Annotated in this window: 17 protein-coding genes; 5 read left to right on the top strand and 12 right to left on the bottom strand. The window is 57.0% G+C overall.

The genetic code is table 11. From position 1 onward, the window contains the following. Positions 1–23: 23 nt before the first annotated feature. The 5 genes from QRQ56_RS25445 to QRQ56_RS25425 form a co-directional block, all read right to left on the bottom strand. Positions 24–1,124 carry a hypothetical protein gene (locus QRQ56_RS25445; protein ID WP_438743848.1) on the bottom strand — a complete coding sequence of 367 codons (1,101 nt, stop codon included), beginning with the start codon at positions 1,122–1,124 and terminating at the stop codon, positions 24–26. A 30-nt stretch (positions 1,125–1,154) separates the two neighbouring features. Next, positions 1,155–1,862, bottom strand: a complete 708-nt coding sequence (locus QRQ56_RS25440; protein ID WP_438743847.1) for an FkbM family methyltransferase — start codon at positions 1,860–1,862, stop codon at positions 1,155–1,157. Positions 1,863–1,949: 87 nt separating this feature from the next. Next, positions 1,950–3,107: a glycosyltransferase gene (locus QRQ56_RS25435; RefSeq protein WP_438743845.1), complete on the bottom strand. Its 1,158-nt coding sequence runs from the start codon at positions 3,105–3,107 to the stop codon at positions 1,950–1,952. A gap of 19 nt (positions 3,108–3,126) precedes the next feature. Continuing rightward, positions 3,127–4,218, bottom strand: coding sequence for a glycosyltransferase family 4 protein (locus QRQ56_RS25430; RefSeq protein ID WP_438743844.1), 1,092 nt, complete (start codon positions 4,216–4,218; stop codon positions 3,127–3,129). Between the two features lie 30 nt (positions 4,219–4,248). Then, positions 4,249–5,631: an undecaprenyl-phosphate glucose phosphotransferase gene (locus tag QRQ56_RS25425; protein WP_438743843.1), complete on the bottom strand. Its 1,383-nt coding sequence runs from the start codon at positions 5,629–5,631 to the stop codon at positions 4,249–4,251. A gap of 374 nt (positions 5,632–6,005) precedes the next feature. Between QRQ56_RS25425 and QRQ56_RS25420 the strand changes: the two genes are divergently transcribed. From QRQ56_RS25420 to QRQ56_RS25405, 4 genes are all read left to right on the top strand, one after another. Beyond that, positions 6,006–6,995 carry an ABC transporter substrate-binding protein gene (locus tag QRQ56_RS25420; RefSeq protein WP_438743841.1) on the top strand — a complete coding sequence of 330 codons (990 nt, stop codon included), beginning with the start codon at positions 6,006–6,008 and terminating at the stop codon, positions 6,993–6,995. A 781-nt stretch (positions 6,996–7,776) separates the two neighbouring features. Continuing rightward, entirely contained in the window at positions 7,777–9,027 is a 1,251-nt protein-coding gene (locus QRQ56_RS25415; RefSeq protein ID WP_438743839.1) for a glycosyltransferase family 4 protein, read from the top strand. Between the two features lie 56 nt (positions 9,028–9,083). Then, positions 9,084–10,070 (top strand): NAD-dependent epimerase/dehydratase family protein, encoded by a 987-nt coding sequence (locus QRQ56_RS25410; protein ID WP_438743837.1) that lies wholly within the window; start codon positions 9,084–9,086, stop codon positions 10,068–10,070. Between the two features lie 16 nt (positions 10,071–10,086). Continuing rightward, entirely contained in the window at positions 10,087–11,505 is a 1,419-nt protein-coding gene (locus QRQ56_RS25405; protein ID WP_438743836.1) for a mannose-1-phosphate guanylyltransferase/mannose-6-phosphate isomerase, read from the top strand. A gap of 1 nt (position 11,506) precedes the next feature. On the opposite strand, the gene fcl is transcribed toward QRQ56_RS25405, so the two are convergent. The 5 genes from fcl to QRQ56_RS25380 all read right to left on the bottom strand — a co-directional run bounded on the left by fcl (position 11,507) and on the right by QRQ56_RS25380 (position 16,411). Continuing rightward, positions 11,507–12,484 carry a GDP-L-fucose synthase gene (gene fcl / locus QRQ56_RS25400; protein ID WP_438743834.1) on the bottom strand — a complete coding sequence of 326 codons (978 nt, stop codon included), beginning with the start codon at positions 12,482–12,484 and terminating at the stop codon, positions 11,507–11,509. After that, positions 12,456–13,541 carry a GDP-mannose 4,6-dehydratase gene (gene gmd, locus QRQ56_RS25395; RefSeq protein WP_438743832.1) on the bottom strand — a complete coding sequence of 362 codons (1,086 nt, stop codon included), beginning with the start codon at positions 13,539–13,541 and terminating at the stop codon, positions 12,456–12,458. Before gmd ends, fcl begins: the two co-directional genes overlap by 29 nt. A 199-nt stretch (positions 13,542–13,740) precedes the next feature. Beyond that, positions 13,741–14,325 (bottom strand): transglutaminase-like cysteine peptidase, encoded by a 585-nt coding sequence (locus QRQ56_RS25390; RefSeq protein ID WP_438743830.1) that lies wholly within the window; start codon positions 14,323–14,325, stop codon positions 13,741–13,743. A 105-nt stretch (positions 14,326–14,430) separates the two neighbouring features. Beyond that, entirely contained in the window at positions 14,431–15,603 is a 1,173-nt protein-coding gene (locus QRQ56_RS25385) for an ERF family protein (protein ID WP_438743828.1), read from the bottom strand. Continuing rightward, positions 15,587–16,411 carry a YqaJ viral recombinase family protein gene (locus QRQ56_RS25380; protein ID WP_438743827.1) on the bottom strand — a complete coding sequence of 275 codons (825 nt, stop codon included), beginning with the start codon at positions 16,409–16,411 and terminating at the stop codon, positions 15,587–15,589. The genes QRQ56_RS25385 and QRQ56_RS25380 overlap by 17 nt, the downstream gene beginning before the upstream one ends. Before the next feature lie 3 nt (positions 16,412–16,414). Here QRQ56_RS25380 and QRQ56_RS25375 point away from each other — a divergent pair, with 3 nt between their 5' ends. Continuing rightward, complete coding sequence (locus QRQ56_RS25375; protein WP_438743825.1) at positions 16,415–16,741, top strand: helix-turn-helix domain-containing protein; 327 nt, start codon at positions 16,415–16,417, stop codon at positions 16,739–16,741. A gap of 225 nt (positions 16,742–16,966) precedes the next feature. Here the strand turns inward: QRQ56_RS25375 and QRQ56_RS25370 are convergent, their stop codons facing one another. Both QRQ56_RS25370 and QRQ56_RS25365 read right to left on the bottom strand, forming a co-directional pair. Next, entirely contained in the window at positions 16,967–17,527 is a 561-nt protein-coding gene (locus tag QRQ56_RS25370; protein WP_438743824.1) for a hypothetical protein, read from the bottom strand. Between the two features lie 525 nt (positions 17,528–18,052). After that, the gene (locus QRQ56_RS25365) at positions 18,053–18,823 is read right to left on the bottom strand and encodes a DUF72 domain-containing protein (RefSeq protein WP_438743823.1); all 771 of its coding nucleotides are present in this window, start codon (positions 18,821–18,823) and stop codon (positions 18,053–18,055) included. Between the last annotated feature and the right edge of the window lie 163 nt (positions 18,824–18,986).

Raw genomic sequence — 18,986 nt, 5'->3', positions numbered from 1 at the left:
CGCCACGGTTTGAGTCGTCGGCGTCAGCGAACACCGTGCCTCACGAGTGCATGACCTCTAAGCGCGCGGTCGGCTATCCGCCTGAGACGATACGTGAGAGCATAAGCATTATGATGTTTTGCTAACTCAAGATACTGTGAGGTTCTTGCAAAGGGGACTGCGTTATTCGCATTGCCAATCATCGACCGAACGCCTTCGCAGGTGCCCATTTGTTTGCGCAGAAAATCACCAAGCTGCGCTTTGATGCTTATCCTCTTTTTCAGCCACCATTCGAAGACTTCTTTTTGCAGTTCCGCCAATTGCTCTGGCCTCGCCAGCATAAGTTTTACGAAGTCGCTAGCCTCACTCCAGTGATAGAATGTGGGGATTGGATTAGGGCCGAGCAAATTCTCAAAATAATCGAGAAAGTATCTCTTTTCTAGAAGAGGAATTGCGCCGGCCTCCAGTGCTTCGTAGCACCGCCAAGATTCAAGCATGACGTTGCCCATCGGAGCCGGGCAGAAAACCGTATCGCTCATGAGCTCGGAGAAGTCAGCTTTGCTTAGAGGAGGCGCCTCGCCTTTGGCTGGATCATAAAATATACACTTGCCACCTTGCACCGTATCCATAGCGCGAGCCATCTGATGCCTGGTGGTCACCGGTGTACCAACGAAACTCCAAGGGGTTGTTCGTACTGTGATGGGTGTGATACTTGGAGGCTGGCCAGTGCCGTTTGGAAATCCTAGAGGGATCGTGAAGATTCCCCCTCTTTCAAAACGGCGAGCGTGATGGGTCCTAATCACATAGTCGAATTTCTGATAGTAAGATGTGTCAGTCTCAAACCACTCGTCGGAGAGATGGCATAAGCCCACCGAATAACGGACAGGTGCCGGGATAGATAAGCTGGCCGCTAGATCCGCAATTCGTCGTTTGTTTGAGCTGAACACATAGAGGCGGTGATCTCGACAATCTTCGTTTCCAAGCGTGGTAACAGTGCTGATTAGATCGGCGGGCAAAATCTGGCGGAGCCAGTCGGTCTCTTTAAGTCCATCGTCGACAAATATGAGCTGCGTCCTATATGGCTCGGGCCCAGCACTTTGGTCCCCCTGCTGCGCGTCTGTGTTGCGGCGATATTCAGATGACATGCTATGTTTACTCTGCAGGGATAGCGTAAGCTATTTGCGCCTGAATACGCAGTCGAATTCTAAGAGAGACGCCCTGTCTCTCATTACCCCGGTGGTGGGTCTGATCTGCGCCAAGACAAAGTCCCGCTCTTTCATGTAGGCGAGGGCCTCTTCAAAAGACCAGGAGTTTTCATAGAGATGCTCGATCGGTAACTCAAGTTGAATGCCGAGAATCTTGGCGAGCGAATCTCTGGCTCCGTTCAAGACTGCCTTCTCAAATCCCTGCGTATCGATTTTAAGAAATGTATTCTCGTCTGAGAATTCGGAGTATAGGTCGTCCAATCGATATATGTCGAACGTTTGCTGTTTCAGGACTTTGGTTGAAGCATCGAATAAAGGTGCGATCGCAGTTTGGGCGACCACCGAACTATAAACGCTATTTTGTGTAACGTTGATGATTGCGGTGCCTGTGTTTTCGCCAAGGCCAATTTTGCGGACAGACCACTTGGGATCCCGCTTTGATGCCTCTGAAGCCGACTGAAAGGCGCTTTCGACCGGCTCAAATGAGACGATCTTCCGGTCGTATCCGCTGTCGCGAAGCGATCGGGCGAATTGGCCTATGTTGGCCCCTACATCCAGCACAAGGCCTATTTCCCTCGATTCGAGAAATCGCATCAGGCTTGGAGCTTTGATTACCTCCACACCGAATTTGTGGGAAACGCGGCGAACTATCGATTTTGCAAATGCGGTAATATCCATCTTCACGTATCCACCGGTTCGGTAGCTGAGCGCGGTTCATTGCTGAGTGATAAGTGCTGAGGAGCGGCCATGGCTTGCGATGTTAGCCTATTTGAGCCGACCAGAGCGGGCATTTTGAATGGCCCCACATCCCTCCAAAATAGATCTAGCCGCGGCGTCGGGGCTATAGGGTGCAATCCGGTCGAAACACGCATGAGCGGTTGCAGCGACGTCCGAAAATGCCTGGGTAGCGTCGATCATTGCTTTGGCAAGTTGCTTGATGTCGCCCCACTCAAAGGAAAATCCGGTTCTGCCATCGACAATGAGTTCAGGCACGCAGCCGCATCGCGAGCTCACAATAGAAGGGCAGCCATAGCTTAGTGCTTCATTTACAACGAGACCCCACGGTTCACTGTGACTTGGGAGAATCAGGCAGGTGGCCTTCGAGTACTCGTCAAACAAGTCGCTATCAAACTTTGGCCCAGCGAAGAGGGTCCGCTCTTGGATCTTTAGCTCGATGGCCAATTTGCGTAGCTCTTGCTCAAGTGGACCCTTCCCTACTAGGACCAACCGTGAATCAGGTCGTGCAGTCACAACTTCTTTGAAGGCGCGAAGAAGGTGGTCTAGCGATTTTTCGCCGGATAAGCGTCCTACGTATAGATACCGTGGGGAATCGCCTTTGAGTGTATGCTGCACGCGCTGCCGTAACGCACCTTCGACGGAATATTCCATTGGCAGCGCCGCAGCTTGGCAACGTATGAAGCTCTTTCCCGCCGGCACGCCGTAGAAGCTTACGTACTCCTTGGCTCTTATGCCGTAGCAGAAGATGCCATCTGCCCAGTTAAAGATTAGCCTTTTAGCGATCCCCTTCCAAAACTTCTGCTCTTGGTCGTAAAGTGTGGAATCGCAGAATAGCGCGAACGGTTTTCGCTTCAGACTTAGGATAAGAGCCTGAAGCCAAACAACGGGTCTTTCGTAGCCCGCGAGGATCACAATGTCGGCTGGATCTCTCCAGGTCAGTATGCCTGCCCTCCATAGCAGCTTGAGGGGGGGAATCCCTGAAGATGCACCTTTGAACAGCAATGTAAATGGATAGCGATGCCAGCTCTGGTCGATGGGAGATAGCCCGGCGCGGTTAGCGTCAGTCTCGGCAATTTGGTAAAAATTGACCGGGATCTGCTCGGCCTGGGCCTGACGATGGATTGAGGAAAACACCACCGCCTTGTACCGGGACCACATGATGTTGTGCCAGATCGCAATCTTCATAAGATAATCTGTTGCTCAGCTAAAGACCAAAGGAAACGGTGAAGAGCGCGGCGCGCGCCTTCGCCCTCTCTGTTAAATGCATTTCGGTCATGGATAACGCTACCGAAGTGCGGGTCGAAAATCTGTCAGAATTTGCTTGAAGGTTAAGCAGCCAAGCTACGGAAGTGGCCACGAACGGCTCGTCCTGCGCGATAACGATTCCTTGCTTTTTGAGCTGCGAAGCAACGCAACCCCGATCATATGCGATGACGACATTGCCCGCCGCCATTGCTTCGTAGAGTACGGTGGGTTGGGCTTCATTCGCATAAATGGTGGGAAATACGAACACGTCAATCGACTCGTAGAATCTGATCTTCTCATCGCCGTAGAGAGGGCCAGTGTAGTGCAGGCGATCGCCAAGATCTTTCTGTGCTATTTCAAGAGCGCGTTGGTCATCTGGCTCGCGCACCGGGCCAGCGAGCGTTCCATGGATGTTTAAGCCTTGGTCACGTGCAACTCGCAATAGATCCAGGAAGAGATAAAGACCTTTTTCGCGATTAAGGTTGCTGAGAAGCCCAATTCGGAGAGGTCCTTCAAACGAGGAGAGGTGGGGGCGCTCTGCTTGGGGGCGTACGAAGGCGGCGTTCGAAATCACTAAGGAGCGAGTTGGCTGCCGATAGGTCTCCCCAAAACGCGCTTTCATATGGTCGCAAAGAAAGATATGGACCACCTCTGGGCCGCCGGCCCGGAGGGCGGCTTCCATCATCCCGCGCTTTTCGTTGATGTATCCAAAATTGTGGTGATGAAGGTATGTCGGATAGCTGAACAGCCGGGCGATGGCCAAAAGATAGATCGTGTATAAGAGCCCGAAATCGCTTTGGCATGGCATGTAGCAGGCCCGATTCTCGCGCCACGCGTTGGCCATGAGGTGTAATGACCCATGCAACACTGAAACAGTCCGAGACAGATGGTAGGCAAGTCCACGCCTTGATACTTTCGGCGAGATGTTCAGAACCTTGACGTCATGATCCTCCGCAAGAAGTTTGACGTATTCCGACGTGATGTAGGCGAGCCCATCTGTTGGTGGGGGGATTTGTCCGATTGCCACGATGAAACGTCGATTGGTTTTCATAGGAGGGCAGTCGATCCAAAGGCGAACTAGTTAGTATGCCGACGTCTTAAGCACGCCAAAGGCGGTTCGCACGACGATCCTGATATCCAATGTCAAGCTCCAATTATTGATGTACCACAGATCATACTCCACCCGCTTCTCCATCAGGTCGAGCGTGCGGGTTTCTCCGCGGTAACCATTAACTTGGGCCCAGCCGGTGATGCCAGGCTTGACGTGGTGACGGAAGGCGTAGTTGCCGATGATCTGCTCATATTCAGTGTTGTGGGCGGCTGCGTGCGGGCGGGGGCCGACCAGCGACATGTCGCCCTTGAGCACGTTGAAGAGCTGCGGCAGCTCGTCGATCGAGGTCTTGCGCAGCCATTTGCCGATTGGCGTGACGCGCGGATCGTTCTTCTGCGCCTGCACGATGGTCGGGCCGTCGTCGAGCACGCGCATGGTGCGGAACTTGAAGATCTTGAACGCGCGCCCGCCGAAACCGTGGCGAGTTTGGCGGAAGAGCACCGGGCCCTTCGAGCTCAGCTTGATCAGGAGCGCGGTCACCAGCATCACGGGCGCGAACACGAAAAGCGCAAAGCTAGCGCCGACCAGGTCGAGCGTCCGCTTGAGCGCGCGCTCCTTCCAGGACAGCGGTGCGCGGCGCAGCTCGGCGGTGAACGTGTTGCCGGTGCTCACCAGCGGATAGCGCAGGAACCGCGCGGCGTTGGGGTCCGGCACCAGATGCACGGGGATGGGCAGGATCTTCAGCGCGTCCAGAATGCTGTCGATCGCATGCTGCCGGCTCCAGTTCATCAGCAGGAAGACGTGCTCGATCCGGTGCTCGCGCGCGAAGGCGATCAGCTCGTCGAAGCGCGGCGCCAGTGAAGAGAGCAGCAGCGGCGAGGCCAGCTCCTTGGCCGGGATCTCCATCACCCGCACCAGGCGGTAGCCGTGCTGGCCGAGGTCGTCGACCGCGTTGGAGGAGGTCGCAAGGCCGAACTCGGCGATCATGATCGCGCGGCCGTTGGCGAAGGCGCCGGTGCGCAAGGCATGCGCGGTCCAGCGCGCAGCTAGCGTCTTCCAGGCGAGCAGGACGGCAAGGCCGACCAGGTAGAACGAGATCGTCGTGCCGCGCGAAAACTCCTCGCTGACCTTCATCGTGAAGGCGATCGCCAGCAGCGCCCCGAACAGCCCGGTCCACGTCGTCAGCGTCATCCGGAACGTGCGCGGAAGGTTCGTGATGTTCTTCAGGCGGTAGCCATGCTGCACGGTCGTCAGCAGCACGAAATTGATCGCAACCAGCACGCTGGCCGCCGCATAGACATCCGCCTTGCCGAGCGTGCCGGCGGTGATGATGTGATAACCGACCGCGCAACCGATCCCGCTGACCAGGACCAGCGCCGCATCGACCACCGCCATCAGGCGTTCAACGACCACAGGACGCATCCAGCTGGTCGCGAAACCTGAAGCTGTGACGGGGGCTGGCTCAATCACGCCAATTTTCGCCGTGGAATCAGCGACAGGCACCGGCCGTGTCGAAAGAATCGTCATCCTGCCAAACCCATCGACGCAAAATTCATTATCCGAACACGCCGTGCTATCGGTCAAAATCGCTGTTAAAACAAGGCGAAGGAAAAATTAACCTTACCCCACAAGCTGCATTGTAGCTCATCTCGCCTCGCCTGATATGTTAAATTTGACAGCCTCTTAGGAAGTTCTCATTGCCTCGAACCCAGTCCCGGCGGCGAACCCGGTCGAAAGGGAAGCTCGGCCTCGCCATTGGCCTTGCTGCCTTGGCCTTGGTCGGAACCGTGCTTCTCCTGCTCCGCCCCGATGCCGCCCCCGTAGGAACTCCGACGGCTCCGATTGCTGCCGCGGTCAAGCTCCTGTTGGACGGGCCATACGCGGCCCGCTTTGCCGGGGAGCTCTCTGCGTCGAAGCAGGGATATTTCTCGTCCCGCATCGAGCTGGCGGCCCAACCTGACCCGGACTTCGTCCAAACCGTTGCACGTCAACATGCCATCGGCGTGACGAGCGGCCAGAAGTTTCTGCTGGCAACCTGGCGCGGTGCTCCCGTCACTGCGTTTGCCGCAAGCTTCCTCGATACCTCGGTTGCGATCTTCACCCTCGAAGGCTCGGGCTTGCGGCGGCCGGTTGATCTGGTCGGAAAGCGGGTTGGATACCGAAGGGCGAGCGAGGGAGATGTGGTGTTTGACGCCATGATGGCGCAGCTCGGCCTGCCCCGAAGCCAGATCACCAAGGTGCCTGATCGCGACAGCTTCGAGGCTCTGCGGGCCGGAGAGGTGGATGCCGTCATCGCGGCCATCGACGAGCAACCGGATCCCTCCAGTTCGGCTTTCGTGAAGCTGAATGTCATCAAACCGCAAGACTACGGGATCCATGTTCCTGGCTTGGTCTACTTCGCAAGCAATGCTCTCGTCCATGAACAGCCATCCATGATTGCCGATGTGCTTCAAGGCGTCATTCGGGGATGGCAATTCACCTACGCGGACTATGCACGGAGCATGCCCGTTCTCGCTGTTACCGGACCGGCCAAGCCGAACCCTGAGCGGCTGAAATTCGAACTGCAGCAGATACGTCCGCTCGTATTGCCGACAGGGGGGCGCATCGGCGATTACGACGAAAGCCGCTGGCGGACGCTCCGGGATATCCTTCTCTTCGCCAAGCTTGGCGAGGAAGACGTGCCGCTGGCCCAGACCGTTAACTACCAGTTCCTCCGAGATGTGTACCGACGTTCACCTGACCTTGCTGCCCCGGGCGCCTGGAGCGAGGAAAAATAGGACCAAGAAGCCACACTTGCGGGCCATTTCGCTACAAAGTCCCTCCCCAAGCTGCAGCGTCGGTTGCCTTTTTGGCCGTAGCTTTGGTAATCTTGGCTTTACTATTTGGGCTGGTTCGCGGTGGTTCTCGGGTTGCGTCCTTTTGGTGGGGCGCAGGGAATGGACCAAATCCGCAGGGGCGAGGAGTTTTTTGGATGTTTAAGACCTTGATGCGAGCAGGCCTTTTGGCCGCAACCGTTTCCTTCTGTGCAGCGAGCGGCGCGAGCGCGGCAATGCAAATGCCGGCGCCGGCAGCTCTGCTGGGTGCGAGCCAAGCGACGCCTATTACGTTCTGGGCGCAGCCCTACCCATACCGGTATGCACCAGTGCGCCACTGTCCCCTGGTGCGGGTCGAGACGCCCTATGGCTGGTATATGGACCGCGTTTGCGCGTCGGTCGGCCCTGTGCTGCGGCGGGCATATTGATAAAATTCGCAGGTCTAGGCTAGCGGAGCCGGTCTCTGATGCTTTCGCGTTTGATGAAGGCATCAAGACAGGATGCTCTATTTTGCTTCATCCATTGCTTCTACTTTGTGCGCGCGCGTCGCGTTCACTATTAATATGATCTGAACTGAAACGCATTTAGCGATAACGGAAGAGTGTGCTACTTGAAGCCAAGCTCGAAGGCGCAGCACTAGCAACGCTGGTGAGCTTATCAGAGGCACTTTGAAGCACTTCATTCCGATTGTTCAGTTGACTAGGGCTGTCACTCGTGGGCCGCCGGCGTATATTGCAGATCGAGCATGAGAATCCTGATACACGACTATTCTGGTCATCCTTTTCAAGCTCAGCTCAGTCGGGCGCTGGCCGCCCGAGGGCACGAAGTCCTGCATTTGTATTTTGCTGGATTCCAGACACCCCATGGAAATCTAACAAAATCGAGCGATGATCCCGAAGGGTTTGACATTCGCGGGGTAAGCATCGACGAGCCTTTCTTAAAAGACTCGTTCCTGAAGCGCCGATCACAGGAGATCGCTTACGGGAAAGCGTTGTGCGAGGAAGTTCGGCAATTCGGACCCCACGTAGTTGTTTCTGCCAATACACCACTCGATGCGCAAAAGCAGATTTTGCGAACGTCGAAGGAGAATGGGGCAGCCTTCGTTTTTTGGGTTCAGGACTTGATCGGGGAGGCGATCACACGGATTCTCTCGAAGAAGATGCCTATCCTCGGGCAAGTAGTAGGTTGGTACTATCGTCGTATGGAAGCCGGGATTCTTCGGCGAAGCGATGCGATTGTTTCGATCACGGCTGACTTCTTGCCGTTCTTTGAGAGGCTCGACGTTCCTGTTGATAGAGTCTCGGTCATCGAGAACTGGGCCCCCCTCGAGGAAATGCCCATCTTCCCAAAAGAAAACGATTGGGCCGTTGCGAACGATTTCGTTGGCCGAATGAATGTCGTCTACGCTGGAACTCTCGGGTTTAAGCATAATCCAAGTGTGCTCCTAGATCTTGCTCGGCAGGTAGAGGCAACGGTTACTGTGTTTTCCGAAGGCTCTGTGGTTGATGCGTTAAAAGCATCGGCTCAAAGAGCTGGAATATCCAATCTGGTGGTCAAGCCTTGGGTATCTTTCTCGGACCTGCCGAAGATGCTCGGTGCCGCAGATCTTGTTTGTGCGCTCATGGAGCCCGACGCTGGAGTGTTTTCTGTACCGTCAAAGGTTCTTTCTTATCTAGCAGCGGGCAAGCCGATACTGGCTGCAATTCCGTCTCAGAACCTTGCGGCAAGACTGATCGGTCGAGAAAGTGCAGGAATAGTGGTGGAGCCTGGTGACGATAAGTCATTCGTTGAAGCTGGAAAGCAAATGCTGACGTCTGCCGAAATGCGGGTCCAGATGTCAAAGAATGGGCGTCGCTTCGCAGAAGGTGCCTTTAATATCGTCACCATCGCGACACGCTTCGAAGCGATATTCCAAATGACACAGCGTGAGGCCATCCCTCAACGGGAGGTTCGGCCGAATGAAATCCCTGACGCGATCTCAGAGCAGCGCAGTTAGCTCTTCGCTGGGCAGGCTACAAAGTTAGTTGAGTTAAAACCGAAGGAAGCAAAGTAATGGCTAGTTCTCGAACCGCTTTGGTGTGCGGCGCTGGTGGTTTTATCGGAAGCCATTTGGTCAAGCGACTGAAGCGCGAAGGGTTTTGGGTTCGCGGCGTGGATCTGAAGCTCCCACCGTTCGCTGAGACTGAAGCTGACGACTTCGCAGTTGGTGATCTTCGAGCCCAGGATTTCTGTCGCCAAGTCGCTGATCGACGGTTCGATGAGGTGTATCAGCTTGCCGCCGACATGGGAGGCGCGGGGTATATCTTCACTGGCGAGCATGACGCCGATGTGATGCACAATTCGGCGACTATCAACCTGAACATGCTTGACGCGTGTCAGAAGCGCAACATGCGGACGATGTTTTATTCGTCATCTGCTTGTATGTATCCGGAGCACAATCAAATGGATCCCAATAATCCGAACTGTGCCGAGGACTCTGCTTATCCCGCCAATCCAGATAGCGAGTATGGCTGGGAGAAGCTGTTCTCGGAGCGGCTGTATCTCGCATACAATCGGAATTACGGAATGCGGAACAGGGTTGCTCGCTATCACAATATTTTTGGCCCTGAAGGTACGTGGCAGGGCGGTAAGGAGAAGGCCCCCGCGGCGGTCTGTCGCAAGGTCGCACAAGCGAGCAGCGACGGCGAGATCGAGATTTGGGGCGACGGCACGCAGACGCGGTCGTTCCTCTACATCGAAGAGTGTCTGGAAGGTACGATTCGTCTAACTCGTTCGGACTTCGAAGGGCCAGTAAACGTCGGCTCAGAAGAAATGGTTACGATCAATCAGCTCGTCGACATTGTTTCCGATATCGCCGGCAAGAAGCTTCATAAGAATCATATTCCTGGCCCTCTTGGGGTTCGCGGAAGAAATTCGGACAATCGTCTGATTGGGCAGAAGCTAGGTTGGAAGCCGTCCGCGTCGTTGCGATCTGGGCTTGAGAAGACCTACGAGTGGATCGAACGGCAGGTGCGAAGCAATAAGCGCGCTGCGGCCTGACGCCTTTGGTTCAGTGATGCACAGTCCGAGCAGAGTCACGCCCCTGATCATGTGCGGCGGTGCCGGCACCCGGCTGTGGCCGGCTTCGCGCGAGGTGCGGCCCAAACAGTTCCTGCCGTTGTTCGGCACGCGCTCGACCTTCCAGGACACGCTGCTGCGCGTCTCCGATCCCTCCCTGTTCGACCGGCCGATCGTCATCACCAACGCCGCCTATCGCTTCATGGTGCTGGAGCAGCTCGCCGAGATCGGCATCGAGGCCGACGTGATCCTCGAGCCGATGCGGCGCGATTCCGGACCTGCGATCGCGGCTGGCGCGGTGTTCGCGCAGAACCGCGCCAGTGACGCCATCGTGCTCGCGCTCGCCGCCGATCACGTCGTGCAGGACAATGCCGCTTTCGTCGCCGCCTGCCGCGAGGGCCTCGATGCCGGGAGCACCGGGCGCATCGTCACCTTCGGCGTCAAGCCGGAGCGGCCGGCGACCGAATATGGCTACATCAATCCGGGCGAGGTGATTTCCGGCGAGGTGCATGCGGTGGCGCGCTTCGTCGAGAAGCCGGACGCGGTGAAGGCCTCCGACTACGTCAATTCGGGCTATCTCTGGAACAGCGGCAACTTCATGTTTCCGGCGAGCCTGCTGCTCGACGAATATCGCAGGGTCGATGCGGTAAGCGTCGAGGCGATCACCAATGCGGTCAACAATGCCGGCCGCGATCTCGGCTTCGTGGCGCTGGCACCGCGAGCCTTCGGCGCGGCCAAGGCGATCTCGATCGACTATGCCGTGATGGAGAAGACCTCGCGGGCCGCGGTGGTGCCGGTGTCGTGCGGCTGGTCTGACGTCGGCTCCTGGCGCGCGGTGTGGGAGCTGTCGGAGAAGGACGCGCAAGGCAATGCCGCGCACGGCAAGGCCGTGTTCGAGGATTCCCGCAACTGCAACGTCACGACCGATTCCCCGCTGGTCGCGCTCGAAGGCGTCGATGATCTCGTCGTGGTCGCGACAGCGGATGCGGTGCTGGTGTCGCGCCAGAAGGATGCCAACGGCCTGAAGCGTCTCGTGACGAAGCTGAAAGCGGTCGCGCCGAAGGTGACCGAGGAGCATCTCAAGGTGCACCGGCCCTGGGGGAGCTACCAGTCGGTCGACAATGGCAAACGCCACCAAGTCAAGCGCATCGTGGTCAAGCCGGGCGGGCGGCTGTCGCTGCAGAAGCACCACCATCGCGCCGAGCACTGGATCGTGGTCCGCGGTACCGCGCAGGTCACGGTCGACGAGACCGTGAAGATGGTGCACGAGAACGAGTCGATCTACATTCCGATGGGCGCGGTCCACCGCATGGAGAACCCCGGTAAGATCATGCTGGAACTGATCGAGGTCCAGACCGGCTCCTATCTGGGGGAAGACGACATCATCCGGATTGAAGACGACTATCGGCGCGTTTAGCTTATTGAAGCGCCCGTTTCTCTGTGGCCTCTAGCGACGCTATATAACTTTTATAAGCTGAAATCAGTCCTTGCTCGAGCGGCGTCCTCGCTTGCCAGCCGAGTTGGGTAAGGCGGCTCACGTCGAGCAGTTTACGCGGCGTTCCGTCCGGACGCGATACGTCAAAAGTGATCTCTCCGACGTAACCGACAATTTTGGCTACGACGCGAGCGAACTCGGCAATCGTAATGTCCTTGCCTATGCCGACGTTGATCAGGCCCGCGCCCGAATAAGTCTTCATGAGATGCACGCAGGCATCTGCCATATCTTCCACATACAAGAACTCGCGTCGCGGTGTGCCGGTGCCCCAGACTACGACGCTACTGGCGCCTGAAACCTTTGCCTCGTGGAAACGGCGGATCAGACCGGCGACGACGTGGCTCATTTCAGGGTGATAATTGTCGCCAGGACCGTAGAGGTTGGTCGGCATCACGCTGATAAAGTCGTTGCCATACTGATTGCGATAGGCTTCTGCCATCTTGATGCCGGCAATCTTCGCGATCGCATAAGGTTCGTTGGTAGGCTCTAGTGGGCCAGTGAGCATGGCGTCTTCCCGCAGAGGCTGCGGCGCCAGCTTTGGATAGATGCAGGAGGAACCCAGAAACATCAGCTTTTCGGCGCCGTTCTGATGCGCGGCATGAATCACGTTCGCCGCGATAGCGATGTTGTCATAAATGAACTCAGCGCGCTGCGCGTCGTTCGCGACGATACCGCCGACTTTTGCCGCCGCCAAGAAGATCACCTGCGGTCGGGCCTTCGCGAACCAGTCGAATACGTCGACCTGGTTGCGGAGGTCGACCTCACGTCTGTCTACGGTAACGAGCTCCACGTCCTCAAGCGCCAACCGACGCACAATCGCACTGCCGACCATTCCCCGGTGGCCGGCCACGTAGACGGATTTGCCTTTCAGGTCAAACGGTGTGCTTGCCACCACCCACATCCCGTTTTGCTTGCGCCAAATCGCTCACCATCATTTCTTCGATAAGCTGGGCGAACGTGCGTTTCGGCTTCCAACCAAGCACCTGACGCGCCTTGCTTGCGTCGCCGACGAGTAGGTCGACCTCAGCGGGTCGGAAATAGGTCGGGTCGATTTTCACCAACGTCTTGCCGCTCTTAGGTTCGATCCCAACCTCGTTGACATCCTTGCCGCGCCACTCGATGTGACGGCCGAGATGCGCGAATGAGAGCTCGACCATCTCCCGTACCGAGCGCATCTCGCCGGTGGCAAGCACGAAGTCGTCAGGCTTGTCGGCCTGGAGGATCATGTGCATGCCCTCGACGTAGTCCTTTGCGTGCCCCCAGTCCCGCTTCGCTTCGAGGTTGCCAAGATAGAGCGTGTCCTCAAGCCCGACTTCGATGCGAGCGACCGCGCGGGTGATCTTTCGAGTTACAAACGTCTCGCCACGGATCGGGCTCTCGTGATTGAACAGAATGCCATTGCTGGCGAACATGCCATAGGCTTCGCGGTAATTCACCGTGATCCAGTAGCCGTAGAGTTTTGCGACGCCGTAAGGCGAGCGCGGATAGAACGGTGTGGTTTCCTTCTGCGGAATCTCCTGCACAAGGCCGTAGAGCTCCGACGTCGAGGCCTGATAGAACCGCGTCTCTTTCTCCATGCCGAGGATTCGGATTGCTTCCAGAAGGCGAAGAACGCCGATAGCGTCGGCATTCGCGGTGTATTCGGGACTCTCGAAGCTGACTGCGACGTGGCTCTGCGCTGCGAGATTATAAATCTCCGTCGGCCGGATCTGCTGCACGAGGCGGATAAGATTGGTCGAATCCGTCAAGTCGCCATAGTGCATCAGGAAAGGCACGTCGCCAACATGCGGATCCTGGTAAAGATGATCGACCCGCGCGGTATTGAAGGATGATGAGCGTCGCTTGATACCGTGTACGACGTAGCCGAGCGACAGCAGATACTCGGCGAGGTAGGCGCCATCCTGGCCCGTTACGCCCGTTATGAGGGCGATTCGTCGCGTATGTCGATCGTCTGTCAATTTGGCCTCGGCATGGGAGCTAGAGGTCCGTCACCGTCCTGGGGTTTTGGCCGGTCGGGGGCGTACCTCTTTATTGGGAGGGTATAGAGAACTAGAAAATGATGGGAATCAAGTTCTAAGCAACTGTTTCTATTCGGCTAATTTTCGGTCCGCGACCGGCGGTCGCTACCAAGTCGACCGATAGGCCCGCAATCTACAGCTAGAAGGCCGCGACTTCCCGCGTCCATCGTTGGGGATCTGTGCCTGATTCCGCCCGCACGACAGTGAATCGATCCAACGCATCGACCAGCGGCGTCACCACTGGGCTCAAATTATCAAGTACAAGAACCGCTTTTCCCTCGCGCACGAGCAGCACAAGGTGATGCTCTCCGGTTGCGCGGATGACGACCTCGGCGAGGAGGAGCGCCCAGCTGGGCCAGCCGGATCGTAGCAGCAGATGGCGTTTGGTGACGGCGTAGTCGCCGCAATTGCCTTCGTAAGGGAATATCTGCCACTCCGCAACGCGCCGGCTTGCGGGCGGATCCTTTGGCGCTATGCCGAAGTTTACCGTTGAATTGATCTGGGCGAGCTCTCGCCAACGCTGGATCGAGGAGCGGAAGTCCCGGATCCTGCGGTCGTCGTGGCGTTGGCAGTCTTCGGGATATTGAATGCAGAATTGTGAGAACGACAGCGGCGGCGTCACCGCTTGGAATTCATAGCTTGAATGAGCGGGCTGGCCGCAAACGCAATACATTATGGCCAGCATGCGGACCGCATGCCTGATCATCGAGAGTTCGCCTGACATTTCTGATTGCTAGACGAAGTATATTGCGATGCGGTGGAAGCGCTATGACAATTGTGAGGCAATTGATGCCCAATTGTGGAGCAGCGAGCACGCTCGATAAAGTGTTCATCGACCTTGCGCTTCTGAGAACGGGCTCGGCTCAAGTGCAGCAACTGTTTCGCCGTTCATCTGATGGACGGGGCTTGCACCCCAAAGCTCCTTTGCGATCGGCAAGGGGGAAATCTGCAGATTGGTCCACCAAGCTCTTTCGTCTCCATGTCTGTGCAGGGATTGGTGGTGGGACCGACAAAGCGGCACGGTGAACTCGTCGCTGACCTTGCGGCCTAGCGTTTTTGGCTGAGCAAACTTGAGGTGATGGGCATCGGCAGGGGTCTTTTGACAGACGAGACAGCCTTGGCTGCGAACAAACGTAAGGTGCTCCTTGCTCCGGCGCCGGAGTGGTTCTTTTGGAAAGGCGAGACCAAATTGTTCTTGCGCGTTCTGATCGGCTGCTGGCGGGATATCCCACGATGCCTTCTTATTGGCGGCTGCTGTCGGTTCTCCAGCCGAAGGTCGTCGGGTTGCTGCCTCCATGTTGGCGAGCTCTCCTTGACCAATTTTGTTCTGGTACGCGGTCTCAAGAATACGAGCGTCCGTTTCCCGCAGAGTATTCTTGAGGGGCAGGGTGGCCTTGGTCCAAGCAAGTAAGCTGTCACCGCCCTCCTGTGCTTCAAGTTCGCTCAGGAGCTTCTCAAGCAGTTCTGCGGAACCGTGAGGTGGCAGTACTGCCGCGCGGTTCAGAATGCCCTTCACTGGCTTTTTCTTCACTTCCGACGCGGTCTGCCCCTCGGTTGGGATAGGTGGCGCTGTTACGGTTTCCGGTGCATCCAGATCGTCCTCTCCAGCGATCCCGACCAGAGCAAACAAGGCATAGCGGCGGGCATAGGTGAGGGCGGCACCCATTCGGTGCGGGGCCTCGACATCCTTGGCCGCGCAGACTGGCAGGTCAGAGGAAATCCACTCGCCCGAGGCGTGGGCGAGCAGGGTTGTGAGGTGGATCTGCCCGGAAGCCTGCTCGGTCCGAGTGCTCTGGATGGTCGCGATCTCTTGCTGGCTTAGGGTCTTGCGGACGATGTCTAAACCCGAGGCGAGGGAGGCGTACCTGAAGGTTCGGTCATCTTCTCGAGGAAACGGGGACCGTATCGTCGCAACGAGTGTCTTTTCCGGGTTGGTGAGCTCGGCCTGTGCTTTGGCCAATGCGGCGGCGATTGCACCAATGCGTTCACTGGACTGATGCATTGGTAGCCTCCATCGGCAAAACCTCGAAGCTGATCGCGCCCGACTTGGATCGCTTGGCTTTGATGCCGTGTCCGACAGCTTCTCTGGCGTCCTCTGGAATGAGCTTCTTCAGCTCGGCCTTTGTCAGTTCATGTTCCGCATGCGCTTCTCGCGTGCGGAGATAAGAAGCCGCCAGCTCGGCCCACGAGTTGGACGAGGCCATGTCAATGATCTTGATTGCCGTCAGTCTTGGCCTCGGGGTCTCGATGTTGAACAGGATTGGCGGTTCGCCGGTCTGTACGCACCGCCAGAACTTCTTTTCAGCCGTGAGCAAGAGATGCTGGTACAAAGGGTCGGCATGGATTGTGATCTCGACCCATTTGCCGCCGCCGGTGATGATCGAGAGCACTGCCGAGCGAGCCGCGGTGACCCACATATTGTGCTGGAGCTGGGCCATGTGTTTCTCGGCCGCTGCTTCTTCGGTGAAATTCCAAGGCAGCATGAACTTGGCCTCGTAAATGGCGCCCGTTTGCTGCACCCGGCCGTCCAAGGTCGCGCCCATCCATTTGTGGATGGGATGCCTCACCTTCCTCTGTACGTCTTCGACCGTGTGGCCGCTGGTGCGCTCGTACCAAGTCCGGTTGAGGTCTTCGGTGATGCTGCCGAGCTGGACGATGAGATCGTTGCTGAGATCCTGGGGAAGAGCTTCGCCCCGCTTTTCACGCCACAGTCTCAGCAGCCTGTCATGATCGTCCCCCATGATGATGCGGGCGTCTGACCCGCCGATGTATTCCGAACGTGAAGTCCAAATCGCACTTGCTGAGCTCATCAGATGTCTCCATCGAAAAACAACGTAAATGACTATAATGAACATTTTAGACAAATCAATCCTTTTTCGACATATTGCGGGGAGGAGCTTCAAATGATTTCTCCAATGCAGTGTCGAGCCGCGCGTGGTCTCTTGGACTGGAGTCAGCAAACGTTGGCTGATCGCGCTAAGGTTGGGATTGTCACGATCCGGCAGCTGGAGGCGGGGACGCACGAGCCTCGGCGCGCAACGTTACAAGTTGTGCGCTCGGCGTTCGAAGATGCCGGCGTCGAATTTATCGATGAGAATGGTGGCGGTGCCGGCGTCCGCCTGCAGAAGCCGGCGCGCTGACTGGTCATCGATGTAGGCAGCTACACTGGAAAACTGTGCTCCGGTTTGGCTAACTTGGCAAATGCTCGACGAGCCGAAAAAACTCAGTTGAATGCTAGGAGAAGGCGCCTCGAATCGCGCCCTCGAATGCGGGGGCGTTGGATCCGCTTTCGATGAAGAGGAAAGGCAGAATAGCCCATAAAGTAGAACGTAAGCTTTTCGCGAAGTACCAACGCTTCTAGCTCTTCAAAATCCCAGCATCTTGGTCGCGATAAGCTTGAAAAGCGGAGGCTTGACGTCGTCGGGCCAAGGCAGAGGCGTGTAGCTGAGACCGACCGTATCGACTAAACTGCGCAGGCCGTCCGACCAACCGAGCAGCTCAATCATTGAGCGGCAGTCGAGACGCTCGTCCTGTGACCATCCCTCAAGAAGATCAGCCAGTCCCGACAATTCTGCTCCTGACAGAGCGACCAGATGGGAGACACAAGGTGCGGAATAATAGCGCCGCACCAGTTCGGCCTCGACTGAAGTGATTTGACGCTCGAACGGCCATCTTCTTAGGACAGAGTCTCGAATGTCGAATGCCAGGCGGCATTCATGGCTGCGCTTTGCCGCCTCGATCCCTCTGTTGCTGAGATCAATGAGATGAGCCATGTCTTCATGAAGCCGCTCTTGGATTTCGCAATCGCAATCCCTGTAGCGCGCCACGTAGCTGGCGAACTGTCTTGCCTGGAATAGTAGCAATTGGTGAGGATCAAAATCTTTGTTCGTCACAGCGGCTTTGTCGAATGGAGAATAGATCATCAAGACACTGGTGCTCAGAGCTCGACCCAGGAGGGGCTTGCTAGGCGGAATGCGCGATCTCGAGCTTTGTGCTGCTAAGCTTGCCTGTAAGTAGTTGCCCAAGCGGCAATTGCTAGTCTGTCCGGAAGTTTTCTTCGTGCACGGCATCAGCGTCTTGCAGCCACATATGCTTCAGGCGTAGCGATCTGATAAACTGACGCGCAAAATTCGAGCGCATGCTTTTAAACTGGATCGGTCCACTCATTGCGGCGAGCAGTCCGCGCCTTGCGAAACCCAACGACTACGGCGTCCACCCTCGAGTTGCAAATTCCGTGGTCTTGCCAACGCTGTTGAAATCATAAATCTTCAGCTCGGACCAATCGAATTTTGCGTGAAGCTCGGCTAAGGACACCCGATTTAGACTTGCACGGCCAAGAAGATTCGCCGGGCGGGGGACGTATCGCTGATCGGAGGCGAGGAAATCGTAGAGGCACAGATAGACCCCAAGGCCGCGCGCGAGTGGTCAGCTAACTAATGCTAAGAGGTCTCTCAAGAAAGCACGTCGAGTGCGTTCCGGAGTGCTGCGCCGGCGGCAGTGTTGTCGAAGATGCACCAGGTCTCACAAGAGGGCGATGCTGCACCGAGCCGTGACTTCAGCGCGCGGAGGTATGCCCCGTCGTAGGCGGAGTAGTAGATGCGGGGCGCTCCATGCAGTCGAAAATAGCGCAGGTCCGGCCGCCCGCCCGGCCGGCCGGCATCGGGCACCCGCGCCGGATCCGCAGCGACGCGGCTAACCCGACGCTCCCTAAGCCAAGTATCGACCTCGGGCGTGAACCAGCTTTCGTGACGCGGCTCACAAACGATAGCGGCTGAGGTCTTTCCTTGCAGTGTGCCGAGCAAGAGCTCCGCTTCTGCTTCGACGAAAATTCTGCGAGGTGCAAGTTGAACGAGCAATACGCTGAGCTTTGCACCAAGCCCGGCGCTCTCTTCGATGAACCGATCGAGTTCATCCCGCGCTAGTTGTGACGAATGCGATACAGACTTTGGCACTTTCACCGAAAAGCGAAAATGATCCGGCGTCGCGCTTGCCCACTTCTCATAGGTCGAACGCCGGTGCGGCCTATGAAACGATGAGTTGATCTCGGTGGCGTTCAAGACCTGCGCGTAGCGCTCGAGGTGGCTGCCCGCGCCGCCAACCCTATCCTTGCAGACTTGCGGAACATTCCATCCCGCTGTGCCAAGCCGCAACTCAGCTTTGACCTGTGCGCCCTCTTTGATGTTAGCCCGTAAGACGCGCGTTGGCGGTACATCGACGGACACCGGGGGCTCCATTCGACGATCTGGGTCAATGAGGCCATCGTCGGCCCGAGGCGGCTTTTGTACGCTCTGCCACGCTACTCAACTCACAAAAAACCGTTGCCGGGTTGCGGGCGACGGCGGGCAGTCTACCTACCTCAATCAACGAGTCTCGCAACTTCGATCG

This window comes from Bradyrhizobium sp. U531 (assembly GCF_051710265.1).
Lineage (GTDB): Bacteria > Pseudomonadota > Alphaproteobacteria > Rhizobiales > Xanthobacteraceae > Bradyrhizobium.
The sequence above is the reverse complement of the archived record's forward strand: the minus strand, read 5'-3'. Positions and strand labels throughout refer to the sequence as shown.